The sequence below is a fragment of the Nitrospina watsonii genome, from assembly GCF_946900835.1.
Classification (GTDB): domain Bacteria; phylum Nitrospinota; class Nitrospinia; order Nitrospinales; family Nitrospinaceae; genus Nitrospina; species Nitrospina watsonii.
In genome coordinates, this window is record NZ_OX336137.1 from 1,423,641 (window position 1) to 1,443,399 (window position 19,759).

Below are 19,759 nucleotides of genomic sequence, written 5' to 3' on the forward strand. Positions count from 1 at the left end.
GTTTTGTTGAATGTCAGTGGATGCGAACGACCTTGCCGCGTTTGACGACAGTGACGCCCTGGCTGCCGCGGTTGTATTCCGGCACCGCGCTCATTTTAAGGTCTTTGGTTTTGCCGCTTTCCAGCACCAGTTCCACGGTTTCGCGGGCCTTGACGCATTTGACGGCGAGAAAGCGGTTTTTGCCGACATTGATCAGGCGCACGCCGACTCCGGCGCCGCTGAGCTGGGTGATCTGGTCGAGCTTGACCAGCAATCCCTTGCCGGCATCCGACAAGAGAAAGGCATGGGAGCCGGTGACGCGGACGATGGCCGTCAGGCGGGCGTCGTCTTTCAGCGTCATGACTTTTTTGCCGGAGCGGGTGGTCTCGCCCAGGTTGTCCACCGCGAAACGGAAACCGTAGCCCGCGGAATTCACCAGCAACAACTCTTCGCCTTCGTCGTGGCCGATGCCATCCAAGGCCAGGCTTTGCTGTGCTCCGCGCCCGGCGGCGGTCTGCGCTTTCACCGACTCTTTGGAAAGCAGCGGCAGCAGTTTGATGACGCGCTCGCCGTCGCCGAACTTGAACAGATTCTGGATGGGCTCGCCGAACCCGCTGCGCGTGTAGGGCAGGCTGTGCACCTTTTGCACGTACACCGCGCCCAACGAGGTGAAGAAGGCGACCAGGTCGGCGGTGTTGACGCGGGCCATTTCCAGCAGGCTGTCGTTTTCCTTGAACTTGAGCGAGGCCGGATCGGTGACGGTTTTCATCTTGCGCAGCCACCCGTTTTTGCTGATCACGAGCACCACGTCCTCGTGTTCGATGAAGTCTTCCTCGTTGAACTCCACCGCCTCATCGCTGCCAAACTGGGTGCGCCGCTTGTCGGTAAACTTGTCGGCAATTTCCTTCAGCTCACCTTTGACTTCGCCCCAGATTTTTTTCTGCGATTTCAGAATGTCCTGGAGGCGCTTCTGTTCTTTTTTCTTTTCCTTCTGCTCCTGCAGGATCTTGTCGATTTCCATCGACACCAGCCGGTACAGCGGAATGTCGAGGATGGCGGCGGTCTGCTCGTCGTCGATCTTAAAGGCCTTCTTCAGTTTTCCTGCCGCCTCGTCCTTGGATTTGGAGGAGCGGATCAGCTTGAGCGCTTTATCCAGATCGCTGAAGATGGCGGCGAATCCATCGAGGATGTGCAGCCGTTTTTCCAGCACGTCCAGGTCGTATTGCAGGCGGCGCGTCACCACGTCTTTGCGGAAATCGAGGAAGTGCAGGCACAGGTCCCGGATGGCCAGGCGTTCCGGCTCGCCATTCGGTTTCAGGCAGTTGAAGTTGATCTGGAACCCGCTTTCCAGGTCCGAGTGTTTGCACAGGTAGGCCATGATCTTTTCCGCATCGCTGCCGGCCTTCATCTCCAGCACCACCCGCATGTTTTCATCGCTCTCGTCGCGGATGTCGGTCAGCGCCTGCAATTTTTTGGCGATGATGATCTCGGCGATCTTCTCGATCAGCCGCGCCTTGTTGACGCCGTACGGAATCTCGGTGATGACGATCTGCGTCTTGCCGCGCGCCAGGGTTTCCAGCATCCATTTGCCGCGCACGCGCAGATTGCCGGATCCTTCGTCGTACATTTTACGCAACTCGGCTTTGGAGTTGAGCAGGATGCCGGCGGTGGGGAAATCCGGTCCCTTGATGTGCTTCATGATCTGCGTCGTCGTCTGTTCGCGATCGTCGATCAGGGACATCAACGCGTTCATGACTTCTTTCAGGTTGTGGCTGGGAAACGAGCAGGCCATGCCGACGGCGATGCCGGAGGAGCCGTTGATCAGCAGGTTCGGCACCCGGGACGGCAGGATGACCGGCTCCTGCAGCGTGTTGTCGTAATTGGCGCGGAACTCGACGGTGTTCTTCTTGATGTCGGCCAGCATGTAACTGGTGATCGGCGTCAACTTGCCTTCCGTGTACCGGTAGGCCGCCGGAGAGTCGCCATCCACCGAGCCGAAATTGCCTTTGCCATCGACCAGCGGGTAACGCATGGCAAAGTCCTGCGCCATGCGCACCATCGAATCGTAAGTGGAGGTGTCGCCGTGGGGGTGGAATTTACCCAGCACCTCGCCGATGATCTTGGCGGATTTCACCGCCTTGGAGTCGGCACTGACGCCCATGCCGTTCATGGCGTACAGGATGCGGCGGTGAATCGGCTTCAATCCATCGCGCACATCCGGCAGTGAACGCGAGACGATGGTGGACAGGGCGTAGGTCAGGAACCGGTTTTCCAACTCCTGAGTGATATCGGATTCTTTTTCTTTGGCCATGATTCGGTTACGGGGTCGAGATGATTTGACAACGGACCGGCACTCCGCCAGGAAACATGTCCCGGGTCCATAATCTCAACGTGACAGGATGGGATTGGATGGAAAACGGGGCCTTGGAACGGTGCCAGGCCGGAGACCGGATGCGTTCGTTAAAGGGAAATTATTCCCTTTAAATTGAACAACTTAAGCTAAATGACTAACACAGCCCTTAGTTTTTGTAAAGGGCAAAATACATCATATGGTATGCCTTGGTTTTATATATACACTATATCTGGTAAGCTGAATGTTCCGGGGTGCGCAGCCTCGGGAGCGCACGCAGGAAGCGGAAGCAGAGGAGTGCGGCATCCGGAGTTTGATTTTTCATTTTTCAATAATCCATGTCATGATGTAATTATAGAAAACTTTTTCAGGGATATTCCATCCTAAAACTATTGGAAAGCCGGAATCGTATCGGATTTCTTCCCTGATTGACTGAATCCATCCTACAGATTGCATTGCCAATAGCGGTTTTGCATCTTATAAGATCTAATATACGCCTAGCGTCAGTTCATTTAATTTCGTGATCCATCCTGGGAGCCATTTATGTCGGACCAAGATATACAGGTAAAAGTCATCGGGGCCTTGAAAACGGTCATGGACCCCGATTTGCACAAAAATATAGTCGATCTCGGGTTTGTCAAAAACCTGGAGACGAAGGACGGGAAGGTGAAGTTTGACGTGGAATTGACCACGCCCGCCTGCCCGGTCAAAGAAGAACTGAAGGCCGAATGTGAAAAAAAAGTGGGTGAAATCGAAGGCGTGAGTGGCGTCAGCGTCACCATGACTTCCAATGTCCGGCCTTCCGAGCACCAGCAGCCCATCCTGACCGGCGTGAAAAACATCATCGCCGTGGCCAGCGGCAAGGGCGGCGTCGGCAAATCCACCGTCAGCACCAACCTCGCCATCGCTCTCAGTTTGACGGGAGCCAAGGTCGGCCTGATGGATGCGGATGTTTACGGTCCGAGCATTCCCAAGATGCTGGGCATGCCGATCAAACCGCCGCGCGGTGCGGAGAACAATAAATTTTTCCCGCACGAAAAGTACAATCTGAAAGTCATTTCCGCCGCCTTCCTGACGGAAGAAGGACAGCCGTTGATGTTGCGCGGTCCCATGTTGGGCGGCATCATCCAGCAGTTCCTGCAGAACGTCGAATGGGGCGAGTTGGATTACCTGGTCATCGACCTGCCTCCGGGCACGGGTGACGTGCAGTTGACGTTGACCCAGCGCGCTCCGTTGTCGGGCGGGGTGATCGTCACCACGCCGCAGCAGATCAGTGCCATCGACGCGGACAAGGGCGTCAAGATGTTCCGCCAGGTGAAGGTGCCGGTGCTGGGCGTCATCGAAAACATGAGTTACTTCGTCTGCGACGGCTGCGACAAGAAACATTTCATCTTTCAGTCCGGCGCCGGGCAGAAGCTGGCGGACGATTCCAGCGTGCCGTTCCTGGGCGACATCCCGTTCATTCCGGATGTGGTCGCCGGCGGCGACTCGGGCGTGCCCATCCTCCTCAGCAATCCGGATTCTCCGGCTTCGCTGGCATACAAGGATCTGGCGGGCAAGGTCGCGGCGCAAATCAGCATCAATCAATCTCAGGCCGAGAAGAAAATCGATTCGAGCTTCGAGTTGGCCTGGAAAGAATAATCTCCGCAAAACCCTGAAACCGGTGAGTGCATGAGTGAAGAACCGCAGAAAAAAGCGAAGAATGAAGACCTGACTCCCCGGGATGTGAAGCAGGTGGATGAATCCACGCTGGGCATCACCTGGACCGATGGTCATGAAGCGATCTATCCCGTGAAACTGCTGCGGGAGAAATGTCCGTGCGCCCATTGCATCGATGAATGGACGGGCGAAAAGAGGATCAAACCGGGCCAGATTCCGGACACCATCCGCCCGATCAAGATCAAGGCGGTCGGATTGTACGCCTTGCAGTTCGACTGGAACGACGGTCACAGCACCGGGCTCTATCCCTACGAGCTGCTTCGGAATCTGTGCCAGTGCGGCGAATGCCGGTCGCAGAACGCGGCGTAACGGCCGGGCAGCACACGCACATCATCACGGAAATAAAAACGGGTCAGCCTGTTAAAGGCTGACCCGTTGTTTTTTTTCCCAGTGCGTGTGAGCGGTGTTACATGCCCACCTTGTCGCGCACTTCGTCCATCAGCGCCGCGTCGATCACTTTGATGCCTTTCGATTTGGCAAAATTGATGACCGTCTTTTTGGCCATGCCGCGCACGAAGAAGGGCACCTTCTGAATGCGATCCTTGGCTTCCTGCGTCCACTCGACATCGGCTTCATCTGTGGGCTCGGATTTCTTGAGTTCTTCCTTGCCGCCGGCGAGAGAGCTGCCCACCATGCCGAACGGCATTTTGCCGAACTCCGAGGCACCGCCTGCTTCCACGCCCAACTTGCTCACAAATTCCGTCTCGAACTTATTGGTCAGCATGGCAATGGTGTGCCCGCACTTTTTGCATTTGAACTTGAGAGCGATGTTCTTGCTGTCATCGGTCATCAAGAGACCTTCTTTCTGGGTTTCCATCTGCTCGTCGCAGGGAACGCAAAGGAACTTCATGGATCCTCCTTACTGGGAATTTTTTATTTGGATTTGATAAATTTTTCAATACCATCAACGATGGTGTTGAGAGCTTTGCCGGTGGTCGAATCCCGATGTTCCGAGAAAAAGAGTTTGCGCTGTTCCGACTCTTTCGATATGCGGCTGTCAAAGGGGACCCGGCCCAGAAAGGGGATACCCTTGGCCTTGGCCAACGCCTCGACGCTTTGTCCTTCGAACAGAGCGCCTTCTTCGTTGCAATGCGGGCATACGTAGGTGGCCATGTTTTCCACCAGCCCGATGACCGGTACTTTCAACTTCGAATTTTTGGTGATCGATTTCGACACGATGTGCTGCGAAATGGGGGAGGGGATGGTGATCTCCACCACGCCTGCCAGCTCGGGCATCAGGTCGCGGATGTTGTCGATGCGGTCGCTGCCCGGAGGCATGTCGATCAGCAGGTAATCCAATTCGCCCCAGATGGTGTCGCGCAACAACTCCTGCAACGCGGTCGATTCCATGGTGCTCACCCAGACGGCGCTGGCACTCTGGTCGTCTGTCCACATCACCGGTGAGTCGGCGCTCGGCAGCAGCATGTCCATGGACATGATCTTGATCCCCAGGAAACCTTCTCCGGGATGGACCCCATCGTCATCGACCTTCAATTTGGTGTCGTTGGACACGCCCAGAAGTTTGGCAACACTGGGCCCGTTGAGGTCGGCATCCAGAATGCCCACTTTATGGCCGCGTTCAGCGAGGCAGGCCGCAACGTTGGCGGTCATGGAGCTTTTGCCGACGCCACCCTTGCCGCTCATCAGGCAGACTTTGTGTTTTATTTTATCCATCCTGGCCCGCAGTTTTTGCTGCTGGCTGACCACCTGCTCCACAATATTGGAGCCGCCGTCGGAAGCCAGGTCGTTGTACGTTTTCATCCTGAAACTCCTTTAAATTTAATCGATTCGGGTAGCTGGCTCTTGGGTCCGATGGCCCTATCTTATAGAATTTAGCCGGGATTGGGAAGCAATAGTTTCCCCGGGAAAAATCGGGGCAACCCCTTGCGGGGCCGGGCCGAGGGCCTATATTAGTTTTGAGTGAATACGGTCCAACCATCGGGAGGGTCATATCGGAGCCGTGAATCCACCGCGTCAGATAGAAAATCAAAACCCCTGAATATCCGCGTATAAACGCGGATGCTTCAAAAAAAGAAGCAAATCAAAATAAAAATCGCGATGGTCCGAGACCGTCGCGATTTTTTTCATATAATAGCGCGCTATGCGCAGACTCAAACTTGTTCTCGAATACGAAGGCAGTCAGTACCACGGCTGGCAGTTCCAGCCCAACGGATTGTCCATCCAGGAAGTGCTGGAAGGCCGCCTCGAAACCATCACCGGCTGCAAAACCACGGTGATCGGGTCCGGCCGCACCGATTCCGGTGTGCACGCGGAAGGGCAGGTGGCGCATTTCAACACGGAATGCCCGATGACGCCGCGGCAGTTTCTGAAAGCGCTCAACAGCATGCTGCCATACGACATCGTGGTGAAATCGGTGGAGGAGGTGGACCTTTCCTTCCACGCCCGCATGTGCGCCACCCACAAGCTTTACCGTTACACCCTGCTCAACCGCGATTTCCCGTCGGCGCTGTTCTACCGGCAGGCCCATTACGTCGCCCAGCCGCTCAATGTCGAGGCCATGCGCCGGGCGGCCCAACACCTGGTCGGCCGGCACGACTTCACGTCGTTCCGGGGATCGGGCTGCGGCGCCCGCAGTGCGTTGCGCGAGATCTATGACCTGCGCATCAAAAAGTACAAGGACTGGCTGCAGATTTCCATCGAGGGCAACGGCTTTCTGAAACACATGGTGCGCAATATCGTCGGCACTCTCATCGAAGTCGGGCATGGCCGCCTCGCCGCCGACGCGCTTCCGGAAATCATCGCCTCCCGCAACCGCGGCAGGGCCGGTCCCACGGCTCCGGCACGCGGACTCTGCCTGGTCAAGGTCTTCTATGCGGACTCGCCTCAGAACGAGGATTCCCCTGCGGAAAAAAAATGACCGGCATTTGGACGCGCCGCGTTTTCGGGTATAATGCCTCCCGTTTATTTATGAAAGGTTGTGACGACTTATGAGTCAGGAATATACGATTGCAGTGTTGCCGGGCGATGGCATCGGCCCCGAAGTGATCGCCGAGGCGATCAAGGTGATGCGTGTGGTGGAAACCCGCCTTGGCCTGAAACTGAATTTGAACGAGCAGCCGGTGGGCGGTGCGGGCTATGAGGCCTCGGGCAAACCCCTGCCCGACGACACGTTGAAGGCGGCGAAATCCGCGGATGCGGTGCTGCTGGGTGCGGTGGGCGGCCCCAAATGGGAGGCCATCGATTTTTCACTGCGACCGGAGCGGGCGCTGCTGGGTCTGCGCTCGGAGCTGGGCCTGTTCGCCAATCTACGCCCGGCCAAGGTGTTTCGTGCCTTGACGGAGGCCTCTTCGCTGAAGCCGGAAGTGGTCGAGGGACTCGACGTCCTGGTGGTTCGGGAGTTGACGGGCGGCATTTATTTTGGCGAGCCACGCGGCGTCGAAACCCTGCCGGACGGCGAACGCCGCGGCATCAACACACTGGTGTACACGGAAAGCGAAATCGTTCGCATTGCGGAAGTGGCCTTCGACGTCGCCCTCAAGCGCAACAAAAAAGTCTGTTCGGTGGACAAGGCCAACGTGCTGGAGGCCACCGGCCTGTGGCGCGAGGTGGTGACGGATCTCCACAAAAAAAAATACAGTGCGGTGGAACTCTCCCACATGTACGTGGACAACGCGGCCATGCAACTGGTGCGCAACCCGAAGCAGTTCGACGTCATCGTCACCACCAACATGTTCGGCGATATTTTGAGCGATGAGGCCAGCATGCTGACCGGTTCGATCGGCATGCTCCCGTCGGCGAGCCTCGGTGGCAAGACGGCGATGTACGAACCGATCCATGGCAGCGCTCCGGACATCGCCGGACAAGACATGGCGAATCCCCTCGCCACCATCCTGTCGGTGGGCATGATGTTCAAGTATTCCCTCGACCGCGAGGACGTCAACACGGTGCTCGAAAATGTCGTTGAATCGATTCTGGATGCGGGGTACCGTACGAAAGACATCATGTCTAAGGGGATGAAAGAAGTGGGCTGCAAGGCCATGGGCGACCTCGTCGTGCAGGCTCTGGAGAAGAAACTGTAATGCAGAAAAAAGACCGTTACAACGTCGCGGTGGTGGGCGCCACGGGGGCCGTGGGCCGCACCATGATCGCCACCTTGGAGGAACGCAAATTCCCGGTGGCGGAACTGCGCCTGCTCGCCTCCAGCCGCTCCGCAGGCAGCCAACTGCCGTTTCATGGCGAACCGGTCACCGTGCAGGAATTGCAGGACGACTCGTTCCAGGGCATGGACCTCGCCCTGTTTTCGGCGGGGGCCGCCACCAGCAAACAGTTCGCGCCGAAAGCGGTGGAAGCGGGGTGCATTGCCATCGATAACAGCAGTGCGTTTCGCATGGAGCCGGGCATTCCGCTGGTGGTGCCGGAAGTCAACCCCGAGGCCATCGGCGACCAACCCGGCATCATCGCCAATCCCAACTGCTCGACCATCCAGATGGTGATGGCATTGAAGCCGTTGCACGATCGCTACCGGGTGCGGCGCGTCATCGTATCGACGTACCAGTCGGTGTCGGGTTCCGGGCAGAAGGCCATTGATGAACTGGTCCGGCAGAGCCAGAGTGCGCTCCACTGCGAGCCTATGGTGAAGAACGTGTATCCGCACCAGATCGCCTTCAACTGCCTGCCGCACATCGACAGCTTCCTCGACAACGGTTACACCAAGGAAGAGATGAAGATGGTCAACGAGACCCGTAAGATCATGGGCGACGACAGCATAAACGTCACGCCGACCACAGTGCGGGTGCCGGTGATGTACGCGCATTCGGAATCGGTGTACGTCGAGACCGATGAAGAGATCGACGTGGCGGAAGTGCGCCGTGTGTTGTCCGCGTTTCCGGGCGTCAGCGTGGTCGATGCGCCGGAGAAAAACGAGTATCCACTGGCCATCGATGCCGCCGGACGCGACGAAGTGATGGTGGGGCGCATCCGCAAGGACCTCGCCAACCCAAAAGCCCTCAACCTGTGGGTGGTGTGCGACAACCTGAGAAAAGGCGCGGCGCTCAACGCCGTACAGATTGCCGAGTTGTTCCTACGCTGACCCGCCCCTCCCTCTAACAAGGGCCAAATCAGGCGCCCTTTTTTGATTTTTCGGTTCTCCCATCCTTTACTTTTCTCCAGAAATGTTTAAAATACATATACTTAACCTAAATCGGCCTGCGTATGGCCAACGCGGAGGTATGATATGTCCAAACATTCATCGCCAGATCCGTCGAACGATCCGGATCGTACAAATGATTCCGAGTGGCGTCCCGCCGACTCCGACGAACTTGGGCAATTGATCCAGACGGCGACGCAGGAACGCAAAAACCTGCAACTTCTTCTCGATTACTTCGAAAACAACGTTGGCAAACTCAGCGACACGAAGAAGTATTTCGAAACATTCAGCCACTCCCTTCCCGACACCTTTAAAAAGCTCGACACCCTGCAGAAGCGTTTGAAAGAAATGCAGACTCTGGGAAGTTCGGTTGACAAGTTCGAAGTCACCGCCTCCACGCTGGAAGGCAAGCTCAAGGAAACCAAACAGGATCTCAAGGCCATCAGCGTGTTGCATCAGGATTCCGAACAGAAAGTCCGGTCTCTGGATCAGCAGAAACGCAGTGTGGAAAGAGCCAATACGGAAGCGGGGCGGCTCAATTCGCTGATCTGGGACATGGAATCAAAAATCCAAAAGCTCAAAGAAGACCACCGCAGGATTCGAAAAGCCGAAGACCGCGTCAGCAAGGTCGATTCGTTGCTGGAGAAGGCCGGCGTCCAGGTGGAAGAGGTGGTCCAGTTCCGCAATACCATCAAGGAATCCTCAGACAACGTCCGCGAGCTCAAAAGCCAGGTCAAGAATCTGGACGCCAAATTTTCCGGGCTGAAAAAAGACCGGGAAGCGATCAACGGTTATCTACGTGAGCTTGGGGATGTGAAACAGCGGTTGAGCCAGGCGCAACTGCAGACCGACAAGGTGCTGGGATACCGCGAACAGGTGAAAACCGTGCAGGAGACGGTGGAGCGTTTGCTTCAGGAGACCAGTGACCTGAATGTGGAGGCGGAACGCATCTCCGAAAAAGGAGAACGTATTCGAGAAGTCGGAGACCGGCTTGATGAACTGGACACCCTGGGAGAACGCGTCAAGAATCAGTTGACTAAAATGAATGAGGAAAAGGTGGAGGTTCAGAAGCTGGAAGAAAAAATCCACGGTTTGAAATCCCTCCTCGATACCGGCATTCAGCAGAAACTCAATACCCTGCAGGAAGAAGCGGGCAAACTGGACGCATTTCATGAAACCCTCAAGCAATTCGAGGACGCGTCTCAGCAGACCGAAAAGCTCATTTCAAGGTTTCGCGAGGAAATGTCCGAAGCGGGCAAAGTTGAGAAGGCGCTGGAAAAGAACCTTGAGTTGGGGGTTCGCGCGGAGAAAAAACTTTCGGCCCTCCAGGAGAAACGAGACTGGCTCAATGAGGTTGAAAAGCGGGTGAACGGCCTGTCCAACATGATCCTCAACATGGATGAAAAATTCGAAACCCAGCTTCAACGCAAAGCCCTGATTGAAAAACTGGAGAAAAAGTTCGACGGACTCGAATTTTTCATGGAGGAAGCCAACCTCAAAACAAGCAATCTCAACCGGCAGGTCGATCAGCTCGACCAGATTGAACAGCGTATGTCTGGACTGAAGGAGTTGTCCGATCACATGGAGTTTCAGCTGGCCCGGGCCGCCGAGGAAAAAGCCGACTGGGAAGAGCGCGAAACCCGGTCGAACAATCTGCTCTATCACATGACGGCGTTGGGAAAAGACTTGCAGAAAAGTTTGAAGGAAGTCGAAGCGTCGCAGGAGAAAGTGCAGAAAATGGGTGCTTTGAAGTCTTCGTTGGAGCAGTCGGTGGAGGGCTTGGACCAGAAACTGAAAGGCGTGGAAACCCGCCTGAAGGTTGTGGACGTTACGGAACAGAAGCTGGACCAGATCGAGGGCATTCTGAAAGACCTGGAATCAAGGCAGTCTGCGTTGGAAAAAAAGGAAAACCTTATTGCAAACGCAGAAAAACAATCGCGCCAACTGGAGAGCCGGTTGGCGAGCTTGGAAAACCGGATGGAATCGGTCACCTCCAACGCCGCCAAAATGCAGGAGACGAATGAGGCTCTTTCCCAGCTTGACGCCCACATCGCCCGCGTACAGGGGGATCGCGAGCGGCTGGACCTTGAAAAGCTCAATCTGGACGAGTCCCTGGTGCAGGTCAATCAACTGACCCGCACCGCTCAGGAAAGCCGCGACCAGGTTGAGGCTTTCGAAAAGAAAGTGAAAGACCTGAAAGGCCTGGAGCGGCGGCTCAATACCCTGAACACTTTGTCCGAAGACATCCACTCCAAAATCGAAACGCTCAAAAAGGAATCCGATTTGCTGGATCAGGCTGACGAGCGCATTGCCGAACTCAAATTTCTGATGCAGAAGGCGGACCGGAACAAAGAGCAGGTCGATAACAGCGAAAACGACAGCGGGAAATGACCCGGACCTCTGAAAAGCAATAGGGGAGGAGGCCCGGGTCGTTTCCCTTTGCCTCCCCCTCCTCCCCGCACAACTCTCATTCCTAATTGGTTCGTACGATTCCAACTTCAGGTAGAAAGGAAATTTGATGGCGCAGAAAATTCTCGGTGTGATCGGCGGCAGCGGCCTGTATAACATGAAGGATCTCAAGGTGGAAAAAGAGGTCGCCGTGGACACGCCTTACGGCGCGCCTTCCGATCCGGTGGTGCTGGGCGAGTTGGGCGGTGTGAAGTTGGCGTTTCTGCCGCGCCACGGCGTCGGCCACCGCATCCCACCGTCGGGAATCAATTACCGCGCCAACATTTTCGCCATGAAGAAACTCGGCGTCGAGCGCATCGTGTCCGTCAGCGCCGTCGGTAGCATGAAAGAAGAGATCGCGCCCGGCCACATCGTGCTGCCCGACCAGTTCATCGATCGCACGCACCAGCGCGTTGGTACTTTTTTCACCGACGGCATCGTCGGTCACGTCAGCCTCGCCGATCCCATCTGCGACGACATGCACGGGCACGTGCTGGAAGCCAGCCAGAAGGCGGGTGCGGTGGTGCATCCGGGGGGCACCTATGTGTGCATCGAGGGGCCGCAGTTTTCGACGCGCGCGGAGTCGAACGTGTACCGCAGCTGGGGCGTGGAGGTGATCGGCATGACCAACGTCACCGAGGCCAAACTGGCACGCGAAGCGGGCATTTGCTATGTTACCATTGCGCTTGCCACGGACTACGACTGCTGGCACATTGAGGAGGAGCCGGTCACGCTGGAGCAGGTGCTGGAAATCATGCACAAGAACGTCGAGCTGGCGCAGGCCATCCTGAAAGAAGTGGTGGCGCGGCCGGTGCTCGACCGCGACTGCGCCTGCGGCGAGGCGGCAACGAAAGCCATCGTCACCGATCCTGCAAAAATTCCCGAGCAACGCAAACGAGACCTCGAACCCCTGTTTGGAAAACTATGAATCGCAAGAAATCCGATACCCTGTTTGAAGAAGCGCAGCAATACATTCCCGGCGGCGTCAACAGCCCCGTTCGGGCGTTCAAGGCCGTCGGCGGCCATCCGTTGTTCATCCAGAAAGCCAAAGGCTCGCGCCTGTGGGACGTGGACGGCAACGAGTTCATCGATTACAACGCCTCGTGGGGACCGCTCATCTTCGGCCACGCGCATCCGCAGATCGTCGATGCGGTGAAACGGACCGCTGAACTGGGCACCAGCTTCGGCGCCCCAACCGAACTCGAAATCGAGATGGCGAAGAAGGTCATCGACTGTGTGCCGTCGATCGAGCGCGTGCGCATGGTCAGTTCCGGCACCGAGGCGACGATGAGCGCCATCCGCCTGGCGCGCGGTTACACCAAGCGCGACAAGATCGTTAAATTCGAAGGCAACTTCCACGGCCACGGCGACAGCCTGCTGGTCAAGTCCGGCTCCGGCCTGATGTCGCTGGGCATCCCGGACTGCCCCGGCGTCATCGAAGACCTGGCGAAGAACACGTTGACCCTTCCTTATAATAACGCCGATGCGGTGACGGAGTTGTTCAACCGGATGGGTGATGAAATCGCCTGCCTCATCGTCGAACCCATCGCCGGCAACATGGGCGTGGTGCCGCCGAAAGAAGGGTTTTTGCAAACGCTGCGCGACGTCACCACGCAGCACGGCGCATTGCTGATTTTCGACGAGGTCATCAGCGGGTTCCGCGTGGGGCTGGGCGGGGCGCAGAAACTGTACGGCATCACCCCGGACATGACGACGCTCGGCAAAATCATCGGCGGTGGTTTGCCGGTGGGCGCGTACGGCGGCAAAAAAGAGTTCATGGATCACATCGCGCCGGTGGGCTCGGTGTACCAGGCGGGCACGCTCTCCGGCAATCCGCTGGCCATGGCGGCCGGTCTGGAAATGCTGAACCTGCTTTCCGGCGAGGGAGTGTACCCGGACCTGGATGCAAAGAGCAACCGGTTGTATGAAGGCTTCCGCAACAACGCGGAGGAAGCGGGCGTGTCGGCCTGCTTCACGCGGGTGGGTTCGATGTTCTCGATGTTCTTCACCGATCGGGAGGTGCTGGATTTCGAGACGGTTTCGACCTGCGACCTTGGTTTTTTCAAACGCTATTTCAATGCCATGCTGGAGGCGGGCGTCTACATCGCCTGCTCGCAGTTCGAGGCGGGATTCATCTCCGCCGTGCATACGGATGAAGACATCGATCGCACGATCGAAGCCAATCGCAACGCCCTGAAAGCGGCGAAGGGTTGAATGGAAGCTGAATTGAGTTGAAGGGAACTTAGAGGAGAATCATGAGCGAGATCGTTGGCATTCAGGCAAGACAGATTTTAGATTCGCGGGGCAACCCGACGGTTGAAGTGGATGTGTTTCTGGAGGAAGGGTTGATGGGCCGTGCGGCGGTGCCTTCCGGCGCATCCACCGGATCGCGCGAAGCGCTGGAGATGCGCGACGGCGACAAGAAGTCGTACATGGGCAAGGGCGTGCAGAAAGCGGTCAAAAACGTCAACACCAAGATCGCGCCGGAACTGGTGGGCATCGAGGTGACGGAGCAGCGGCTGATCGACCAAATCATGATCGAGCTGGATGGCAGCGCCAACAAGGGCAAGCTGGGCGCCAACGCGATTCTGGGTGTGTCGCTGGCGGTGGCGCATGCGGCGGCGAACGATCTCGATGTGCCGCTGTTCAGCTACATCGGCGGCAGCAACGCGTGTGAGTTGCCGGTGCCGATGATGAACGTGCTCAATGGCGGCGCGCACGCCGACAACAACGTCGATATCCAGGAATTCATGATCATGCCCGTCGGTGCGGGGAGCTTTCATCAGGCCCTGCAGATGGGGACCGAGGTGTTTCATCATCTGAAGGCCGTGCTTAAAAAGAAGAAATACAACACGGCGGTGGGCGATGAAGGCGGCTTTGCGCCGAATCTGAAATCCAATGCGGAAGCCATCGAAGTGCTGCTGGCGGCCATCAAGAGCGCCGGCTACAAGGAGGGCAAGGACATCCTGCTGGCTTTGGACGTGGCGGCGAGCGAATTGTATCAGAATAAAAAATACGTGCTGGCGGCGGAGAAGAAATCGAAACTCACTTCCGACGAGATGGTCGATTACCTGGCGAAACTGGTGAAGAAGTATCCCATCGTCAGTATCGAAGATGGGCTCGCCGAAAACGACTGGAAAGGCTGGGAGAAGCTCACAAAAAAAGTGGGGGACACCACGCAGCTGGTCGGCGATGATTTGTTCGTCACCAACACCAAAATTTTGAAGAAAGGCATTCAGGAAGGCGTGTGCAATTCGATCCTGATTAAAGTAAACCAGATCGGCACGCTGACCGAAACCCTGGAAGCGGTGGAGATGGCCAAGCGCGCCGGCTACACGGCAGTCATTTCGCACCGGTCGGGGGAGACCGAGGACACGACCATTGCCGACATCGCCGTCGGCGTCAACTCCGGCCAGATCAAAACCGGCTCGCTGTGCCGCACCGATCGCGTTGCCAAGTACAACCAACTGCTCCGCATTGAAGAGATGCTGGGGCCGGCAGCGGTGTTCAGGGGCCGCGAGGTGTTCTACAACCTGGGGATGTGAACCATGCGTTACACACCGAAGCCACTCAACAAGATCCAGACCACACTGGCGCTCAGCCTCTTGCTGTTCGCCACCATGATCGGGGTCGCTGTGTTCAGCGACGATGGGGTCATGACGGTATTCAGTTTTAAAGGGGATCTGGAAAAACTGAAAGAGAACAATGAGTCCCTCGTCGAAGACAACCTGACTCTGCGTCGCGAGATCGGGGCTCTGAAATCGGACCCCCTCGCGGTGGAGCGGGTCGCCCGCGAAAAGTTGAATCTGGTTCGGCCCGGGGAGACCGTGTACCAGATCGTTCCCCACCCCAATACACCTTAGAAGAGTAATCGTGAAATTTTTCTTTACTGTTTGATTTGTAACTGGTTATATCCAAAACCCCGTCCACGCCCACCCTCAGCTAAAATCTCTATAGTTATCACTAAGTACCTAATTTTAAAGTGTAAGTTTATGATAGTTTTTGACGTCTGTGCGGTGTTTGGGTGTTGCAAACTTTAAGCCAAAACGTATTCCGATTTGTTTCAATAACCTATTGATTATTTTGAAATAAATGGTAAAGTATATTTATTCCTCTTTGGGTAAAGAGCATGTTCAAGAGTTCGCAGGTTGGCATCGATAGGCGAGGGGTGGCTAACAAGTCAGGGCCTGTCTGATGTGAACGTTGCGCCATGACACCCGCTACGGCAATGGGTTTCGGCGAGGCGGATTCCATGCTTTGAGTCCCAGGCAATGATGGAATCGTGAGGGCGGAAAAAGATATAAAGCACTTTGTTTTTTCAAGGCTTATATCACTTTCTTTTTCGTAAATTGAAGGAGGGAGCATGACCAAGCAAGACATTATCAATCACGTATCGCAGGAAGCGAGCCTGTCCCGGGCCAAGGCCGAAGAAGCGGTGGAAACCGTTATCAAGCTGATTAAAGAGTCGTTGGGGCAGGGTGAGCCTGTGATCTTGCGGCGGTTTGGGACCTTCCAGGTTAAGGCCAAGACCAAACGCATGGGCCGAAACCCGAAAACCGGCGAAGAGGCTGAAATTTCCGCCCGTAAAGTCGTCCGCTTCAAGTCTGGAAAGCACTTCAAGCAGGCGGTCAACAGCGACGACGAGTGATTTCTGACCGCCATCCGGCGGTCACACAATCAGCATCGCGTCTCCGTAACTAAAAAACCGGTATTTTTCGGCGACGGCTTCCTGATAAGCGTTCTCCATCCGCTCTTTGCCGGCGAAGGCGCAGACCAGCAGGAACAGCGTTGAGCGGGGCAGGTGGAAATTGGTCAGGAGCCGGTCCACGTTGCGGAAGGGCTGTCCCGGGTACAAAAACCGGTCCGTCCAGCCTTCCACGTCCTCGGTCACCGGGGAGTCGAACTGGACCGATTCCAACACCCGCGTGCTGGTGGTGCCCACCGCCAAAACCGGCCTCCTCTGGCTTTTGGCGGCATGAATGCGGTTCCACGTGTTCACGGGGATCCGGTAAAACTCCTTTTTCATTTGATGCTCCGTCACCCGTTCCGTACGCACCGGCTGGAACGTGCCGGGGCCGACGTGCAGCGTTAAAAAAGCCACCTCCGCTTTTTTCTGCAACGTGTCCATCATTTTTTCCGTAAAGTGCAGACCCGCCGTCGGCGCGGCAATGGCGCCTTCCTGCTGGGCGAACACCGTCTGGTAGCGTTCCCGATCGCGTTCGGCCTGCGTGCTGTCATCGGTCGCATTGCGTTTGATGTAATGCGGCAGCGGCATGCGGCCATCCCGCTCCAACGTTTCCTGCAACACTTCGTTACTGGAAAAGCGAACCCGTGCCATGTCTTCAGCCACGCCTTCGAAGACGGCCGTCAGCCGCTCTCCAAAGAGGAACTCCTGTTTGGGTTTCAACCGGGCCAAACCGCGCGTCAACACCAGCCAGGTCGTGTCCGCGTCCCGGCGCACCAGCAACCACTCCACCGGCTTGCCGTTGTCGGCCCGCCGCCCCAGTAATTTTGCGGGAAAGACACGCGTGTTGTTGAAGACCAGAAGCGGATCGCCGGTCAGGCAATCCGGAAAGTCCGGAAAGGTTTTATGTTCGAGCGCACCGGTTTCGCGGGACACCACCAGCAGACGGGAGGCGTCTCGTTTTGCCGCGGGTTCCTGAGCGATCAGAGCTTCGGGAAGATGGAAGTCAAAGTCAGATATGTTCATGAAATCTATTGTATTATCAAAATTTGTTTTAATGGGGGGCCGGAAATTCGTATTGACCTGACTGGGCTATTATTATATTCTGCCTCGACCTTTTAAACAGAGTCAAAAATGAAATCTGCCAATCATCAGGGTGATAACAATGGCTAAAGTTTTTAAATCGTTCGGATATGTATTCCTTTCCTTGTGTCTTTTTCTGAGTTACTCAGATACCGCGGATGCGGCGAAGAAAAAGGTTCCCAAACGACCCAAATACGTGGGTGCGACGAAATGTGACGGAAGCTGTCATGACCCTTATTATCAGGCATGGAAAAACTCACCCCATGGCAAAACTTACGAGTTGTTGAAGGCGGGGGTCCGGCCCGATGCCAAGAAAGAGGCGGGGCTTGATCCGGAGAAGGATTATACCACCGATCCGGCTTGCCTGCGCTGCCACACCACCGGTTACCGTCAGCGCGGCGGTTTCATCCCGCAGGGGACGATGTACAAGGGACGGGATGTCAGCAGCCGTATCGATCCGACGGAACCGAATTTTGAGCAGGTGGGTTGCGAGATGTGTCACTCCGTAGCCGGCGGTTCTCAGTTCCGCGTCGTCATGAAAAACACCAAGGGTGATTTCAAAAAATCCGACATCGAGAAATACGGCAAGCGCTGGGACTACAAAAACGTGTGCAACCGGTGCCACGGTCATAACCAAAGTCCTCACAAGGGCGATAAGATGGATGCCGAGAAGGCGCTTGGCACCGCGGCCATTCATGATTGGAAAAAGTATCTCTCCGAAGACAATGCCGATCAGGATATTGTGAAAGACGGCAAGGTGAAAGATCGAGAGAAGGAAACTGCGGTATCTCAGGAAAAATCCATTGTGATCGAGAACTGGAAGATTCACAAGGGCAAGCTCCGTTTCCTCAAAGACGGGCGGGCTTATGACTACCGCAAAGATAAAGTTTTCTATAAATAGCGCATTGGCGAATTTCGCCGTTATACTATGAGGGAGTGCCGGTTCGGAAACGAACCGGCCTCCCTTTTTTTTTACCAAACGGATGGAGGCGGCTGTGGGGGATTTCGCTAAAAAAATTGTCTGCATCGGAGCCGGGTACGTGGGTGGGCCGACCATGGCCGTCATTGCCCATCATTGCCCGGAATACCGGGTTACGGTGGTGGATATTTCGCGCGAGAAGATCGCCCTGTGGAACTCCGAGCAGTTGCCGATCTACGAGCCGGGCCTGTATGAACGGGTTGCCAAAGCCCGCGGGCACAATCTGTTTTTTTCCACTGAGATCGATAAGGAAATCAGCGAAGCGGATATCGTCTTCGTCACCGTCAACACCCCGACCAAGACCTACGGAGAAGGTGCGGGGCGGACGGTGGATTTGCAGTTCATCGAGCAGACCGCACGCCGTATCAAGGCCAATGCGGGTTCCGATACCATCGTCGTCGAGAAAAGCACCATCCCCGTGCGCGCCGCCGAAACCCTGCGCCGCATCCTGCACTCCGGCAACGACGGCGTGCATTTCGAAATCCTGTCCAATCCCGAGTTCATGGCGGAAGGCACCGCTGTCCGCGATATGGAGCAGCCTGACCGCATCCTGGTCGGCTCGATGGACACGCCGAGCGGTTTGAAGGCACGCGACGAACTCACCAAAATTTATGAGCACTGGGTGCCCGCCGAACGGATTCTCACCACCAATCTGTGGAGCAGCGAGTTGTCGAAACTGGTGGCCAACGCGTTTCTGGCGCAGCGCATCTCTTCGATCAACAGCATTTCGGCCTTGTGTGAAATGACGGAAGCCGACGTCACCCAGGTGGGCCACGCAGTGGGCATGGACTCGCGCATTGGCGCTAAATTCCTGAATGCCGGGGTGGGGTTCGGCGGCTCCTGTTTCCGCAAGGACCTGCTCAACCTCATTTACCTGTGCGAGCATTACGGCTTGCACCCGGTGGCGGAGTTCTGGCAGAAGGTGGTGGACATCAACGATTTTCAGATGCAGCGCTTCGTGCACCGCATGATCACCGCCATGTTCAATTCCGTGGTCGGCAAGAAGATTGCGATTTTCGGCTTTGCCTTCAAGCCCGATACCGGTGACACGCGCGACGCCCCGGCCATCCACATCTGCCGCTCACTGCTGGAAGAACGCGCCTGGCTCAGTATTACCGATCCGTATGCGCTCGACAATGCCCGTAAGGATCTGGAAGGATTCCCCGGCGAGATCGATTATGGGACCGACCCCTACGAGGCGGTGAAGGGGGCGCATGCGATTGCGTTGTTGACGGAATGGGAAAACTACCGCGGGCTCGATTACAAAAAAATCTACGAGAGCATGGAAAAACCCGCCTTTCTCTTCGACGGACGCAACCACCTCGATCACGATGCCCTGTTCGACATCGGGTTCAACGTGTACGGGGTGGGCAAACCCGCCCGCGAACACTTCGATTGAAAAGTCCGGCC

Annotated in this window: 17 protein-coding genes; 13 read left to right on the forward strand and 4 right to left on the reverse strand. The window is 56.2% G+C overall.

Going from position 1 to position 19,759, the window contains the following annotated elements; all coding sequences use genetic code 11:
* Positions 1–13 precede the first annotated feature (13 nt).
* Positions 14–2,290 (reverse strand): DNA gyrase/topoisomerase IV subunit A, encoded by a 2,277-nt coding sequence (locus QML71_RS06515; protein WP_282011108.1) that lies wholly within the window; start codon positions 2,288–2,290, stop codon positions 14–16.
* Between the two features lie 582 nt (positions 2,291–2,872).
* On the opposite strand from QML71_RS06515, the gene QML71_RS06520 reads away from it, so the two are divergent.
* Together QML71_RS06520 and QML71_RS06525 are read left to right on the forward strand one after the other, a co-directional pair.
* Complete coding sequence (locus tag QML71_RS06520) at positions 2,873–3,970, forward strand: Mrp/NBP35 family ATP-binding protein (RefSeq protein WP_282011109.1); 1,098 nt, start codon at positions 2,873–2,875, stop codon at positions 3,968–3,970.
* Positions 3,971–4,000: 30 nt separating this feature from the next.
* Positions 4,001–4,357 (forward strand): DUF971 domain-containing protein, encoded by a 357-nt coding sequence (locus QML71_RS06525; RefSeq protein WP_282011110.1) that lies wholly within the window; start codon positions 4,001–4,003, stop codon positions 4,355–4,357.
* Between the two features lie 97 nt (positions 4,358–4,454).
* Here QML71_RS06525 and QML71_RS06530 read toward each other — a convergent pair whose 3' ends face one another.
* Both QML71_RS06530 and QML71_RS06535 read right to left on the reverse strand, forming a co-directional pair.
* Entirely contained in the window at positions 4,455–4,898 is a 444-nt protein-coding gene (locus QML71_RS06530) for a PCP reductase family protein (RefSeq protein WP_282011111.1), read from the reverse strand.
* Between the two features lie 23 nt (positions 4,899–4,921).
* Positions 4,922–5,809 (reverse strand): P-loop NTPase, encoded by an 888-nt coding sequence (locus QML71_RS06535; protein WP_282011112.1) that lies wholly within the window; start codon positions 5,807–5,809, stop codon positions 4,922–4,924.
* A gap of 340 nt (positions 5,810–6,149) precedes the next feature.
* Between QML71_RS06535 and truA the strand changes: the two genes are divergently transcribed.
* From truA to QML71_RS06580, 9 genes are all read left to right on the forward strand, one after another.
* Positions 6,150–6,926: a tRNA pseudouridine(38-40) synthase TruA gene (gene truA, locus QML71_RS06540; RefSeq protein WP_282011113.1), complete on the forward strand. Its 777-nt coding sequence runs from the start codon at positions 6,150–6,152 to the stop codon at positions 6,924–6,926.
* A gap of 70 nt (positions 6,927–6,996) precedes the next feature.
* Positions 6,997–8,088, forward strand: a complete 1,092-nt coding sequence (gene leuB / locus QML71_RS06545) for a 3-isopropylmalate dehydrogenase (protein WP_282011114.1) — start codon at positions 6,997–6,999, stop codon at positions 8,086–8,088.
* Positions 8,088–9,098 (forward strand): aspartate-semialdehyde dehydrogenase, encoded by a 1,011-nt coding sequence (locus tag QML71_RS06550; protein WP_282011115.1) that lies wholly within the window; start codon positions 8,088–8,090, stop codon positions 9,096–9,098. The genes leuB and QML71_RS06550 overlap by 1 nt, the downstream gene beginning before the upstream one ends.
* Positions 9,099–9,242: 144 nt before the next feature.
* On the forward strand, positions 9,243–11,546 hold the full coding sequence (locus QML71_RS06555) for a hypothetical protein (RefSeq protein WP_282011116.1): 2,304 nt from the start codon (positions 9,243–9,245) through the stop codon (positions 11,544–11,546).
* Positions 11,547–11,673: 127 nt separating this feature from the next.
* Entirely contained in the window at positions 11,674–12,531 is an 858-nt protein-coding gene (gene mtnP / locus QML71_RS06560; protein ID WP_282011117.1) for an S-methyl-5'-thioadenosine phosphorylase, read from the forward strand.
* Complete coding sequence (gene hemL / locus QML71_RS06565; protein WP_282011118.1) at positions 12,528–13,817, forward strand: glutamate-1-semialdehyde 2,1-aminomutase; 1,290 nt, start codon at positions 12,528–12,530, stop codon at positions 13,815–13,817. The genes mtnP and hemL overlap by 4 nt, the downstream gene beginning before the upstream one ends.
* A gap of 41 nt (positions 13,818–13,858) precedes the next feature.
* Complete coding sequence (eno, locus tag QML71_RS06570; RefSeq protein ID WP_282011119.1) at positions 13,859–15,148, forward strand: phosphopyruvate hydratase; 1,290 nt, start codon at positions 13,859–13,861, stop codon at positions 15,146–15,148.
* 3 nt (positions 15,149–15,151) lie between these two features.
* On the forward strand, positions 15,152–15,466 hold the full coding sequence (locus QML71_RS06575) for an FtsB family cell division protein (protein ID WP_282011120.1): 315 nt from the start codon (positions 15,152–15,154) through the stop codon (positions 15,464–15,466).
* A 500-nt stretch (positions 15,467–15,966) separates the two neighbouring features.
* The gene (locus tag QML71_RS06580; protein WP_282011121.1) at positions 15,967–16,251 is read left to right on the forward strand and encodes an integration host factor subunit alpha; all 285 of its coding nucleotides are present in this window, start codon (positions 15,967–15,969) and stop codon (positions 16,249–16,251) included.
* Positions 16,252–16,272: 21 nt separating this feature from the next.
* On the opposite strand, the gene queA is transcribed toward QML71_RS06580, so the two are convergent.
* On the reverse strand, positions 16,273–17,313 hold the full coding sequence (gene queA / locus QML71_RS06585) for a tRNA preQ1(34) S-adenosylmethionine ribosyltransferase-isomerase QueA (protein WP_282011122.1): 1,041 nt from the start codon (positions 17,311–17,313) through the stop codon (positions 16,273–16,275).
* A 253-nt stretch (positions 17,314–17,566) separates the two neighbouring features.
* Here queA and QML71_RS06590 point away from each other — a divergent pair, with 253 nt between their 5' ends.
* The gene (locus QML71_RS06590; RefSeq protein WP_282011123.1) at positions 17,567–18,271 is read left to right on the forward strand and encodes a cytochrome c family protein; all 705 of its coding nucleotides are present in this window, start codon (positions 17,567–17,569) and stop codon (positions 18,269–18,271) included.
* A gap of 82 nt (positions 18,272–18,353) precedes the next feature.
* On the forward strand, positions 18,354–19,748 hold the full coding sequence (locus QML71_RS06595) for a nucleotide sugar dehydrogenase (protein WP_345742319.1): 1,395 nt from the start codon (positions 18,354–18,356) through the stop codon (positions 19,746–19,748).
* Positions 19,749–19,759: the final 11 nt, after the last annotated feature.

Coding starts and splice junctions, on each gene's coding strand:
- QML71_RS06515 (WP_282011108.1), bottom strand. CDS start 2,290: ATGGCCAAAGAAAAAGAATCCGATATCACTCAGGAGTTGGAAAACCGG.
- QML71_RS06520 (WP_282011109.1), top strand. CDS start 2,873: ATGTCGGACCAAGATATACAGGTAAAAGTCATCGGGGCCTTGAAAACG.
- QML71_RS06525 (WP_282011110.1), top strand. CDS start 4,001: ATGAGTGAAGAACCGCAGAAAAAAGCGAAGAATGAAGACCTGACTCCC.
- QML71_RS06530 (WP_282011111.1), bottom strand. CDS start 4,898: ATGAAGTTCCTTTGCGTTCCCTGCGACGAGCAGATGGAAACCCAGAAA.
- QML71_RS06535 (WP_282011112.1), bottom strand. CDS start 5,809: ATGAAAACGTACAACGACCTGGCTTCCGACGGCGGCTCCAATATTGTG.
- truA (WP_282011113.1), top strand. CDS start 6,150: ATGCGCAGACTCAAACTTGTTCTCGAATACGAAGGCAGTCAGTACCAC.
- leuB (WP_282011114.1), top strand. CDS start 6,997: ATGAGTCAGGAATATACGATTGCAGTGTTGCCGGGCGATGGCATCGGC.
- QML71_RS06550 (WP_282011115.1), top strand. CDS start 8,088: ATGCAGAAAAAAGACCGTTACAACGTCGCGGTGGTGGGCGCCACGGGG.
- QML71_RS06555 (WP_282011116.1), top strand. CDS start 9,243: ATGTCCAAACATTCATCGCCAGATCCGTCGAACGATCCGGATCGTACA.
- mtnP (WP_282011117.1), top strand. CDS start 11,674: ATGGCGCAGAAAATTCTCGGTGTGATCGGCGGCAGCGGCCTGTATAAC.
- hemL (WP_282011118.1), top strand. CDS start 12,528: ATGAATCGCAAGAAATCCGATACCCTGTTTGAAGAAGCGCAGCAATAC.
- eno (WP_282011119.1), top strand. CDS start 13,859: ATGAGCGAGATCGTTGGCATTCAGGCAAGACAGATTTTAGATTCGCGG.
- QML71_RS06575 (WP_282011120.1), top strand. CDS start 15,152: ATGCGTTACACACCGAAGCCACTCAACAAGATCCAGACCACACTGGCG.
- QML71_RS06580 (WP_282011121.1), top strand. CDS start 15,967: ATGACCAAGCAAGACATTATCAATCACGTATCGCAGGAAGCGAGCCTG.
- queA (WP_282011122.1), bottom strand. CDS start 17,313: ATGAACATATCTGACTTTGACTTCCATCTTCCCGAAGCTCTGATCGCT.
- QML71_RS06595 (WP_345742319.1), top strand. CDS start 18,354: ATGGAGGCGGCTGTGGGGGATTTCGCTAAAAAAATTGTCTGCATCGGA.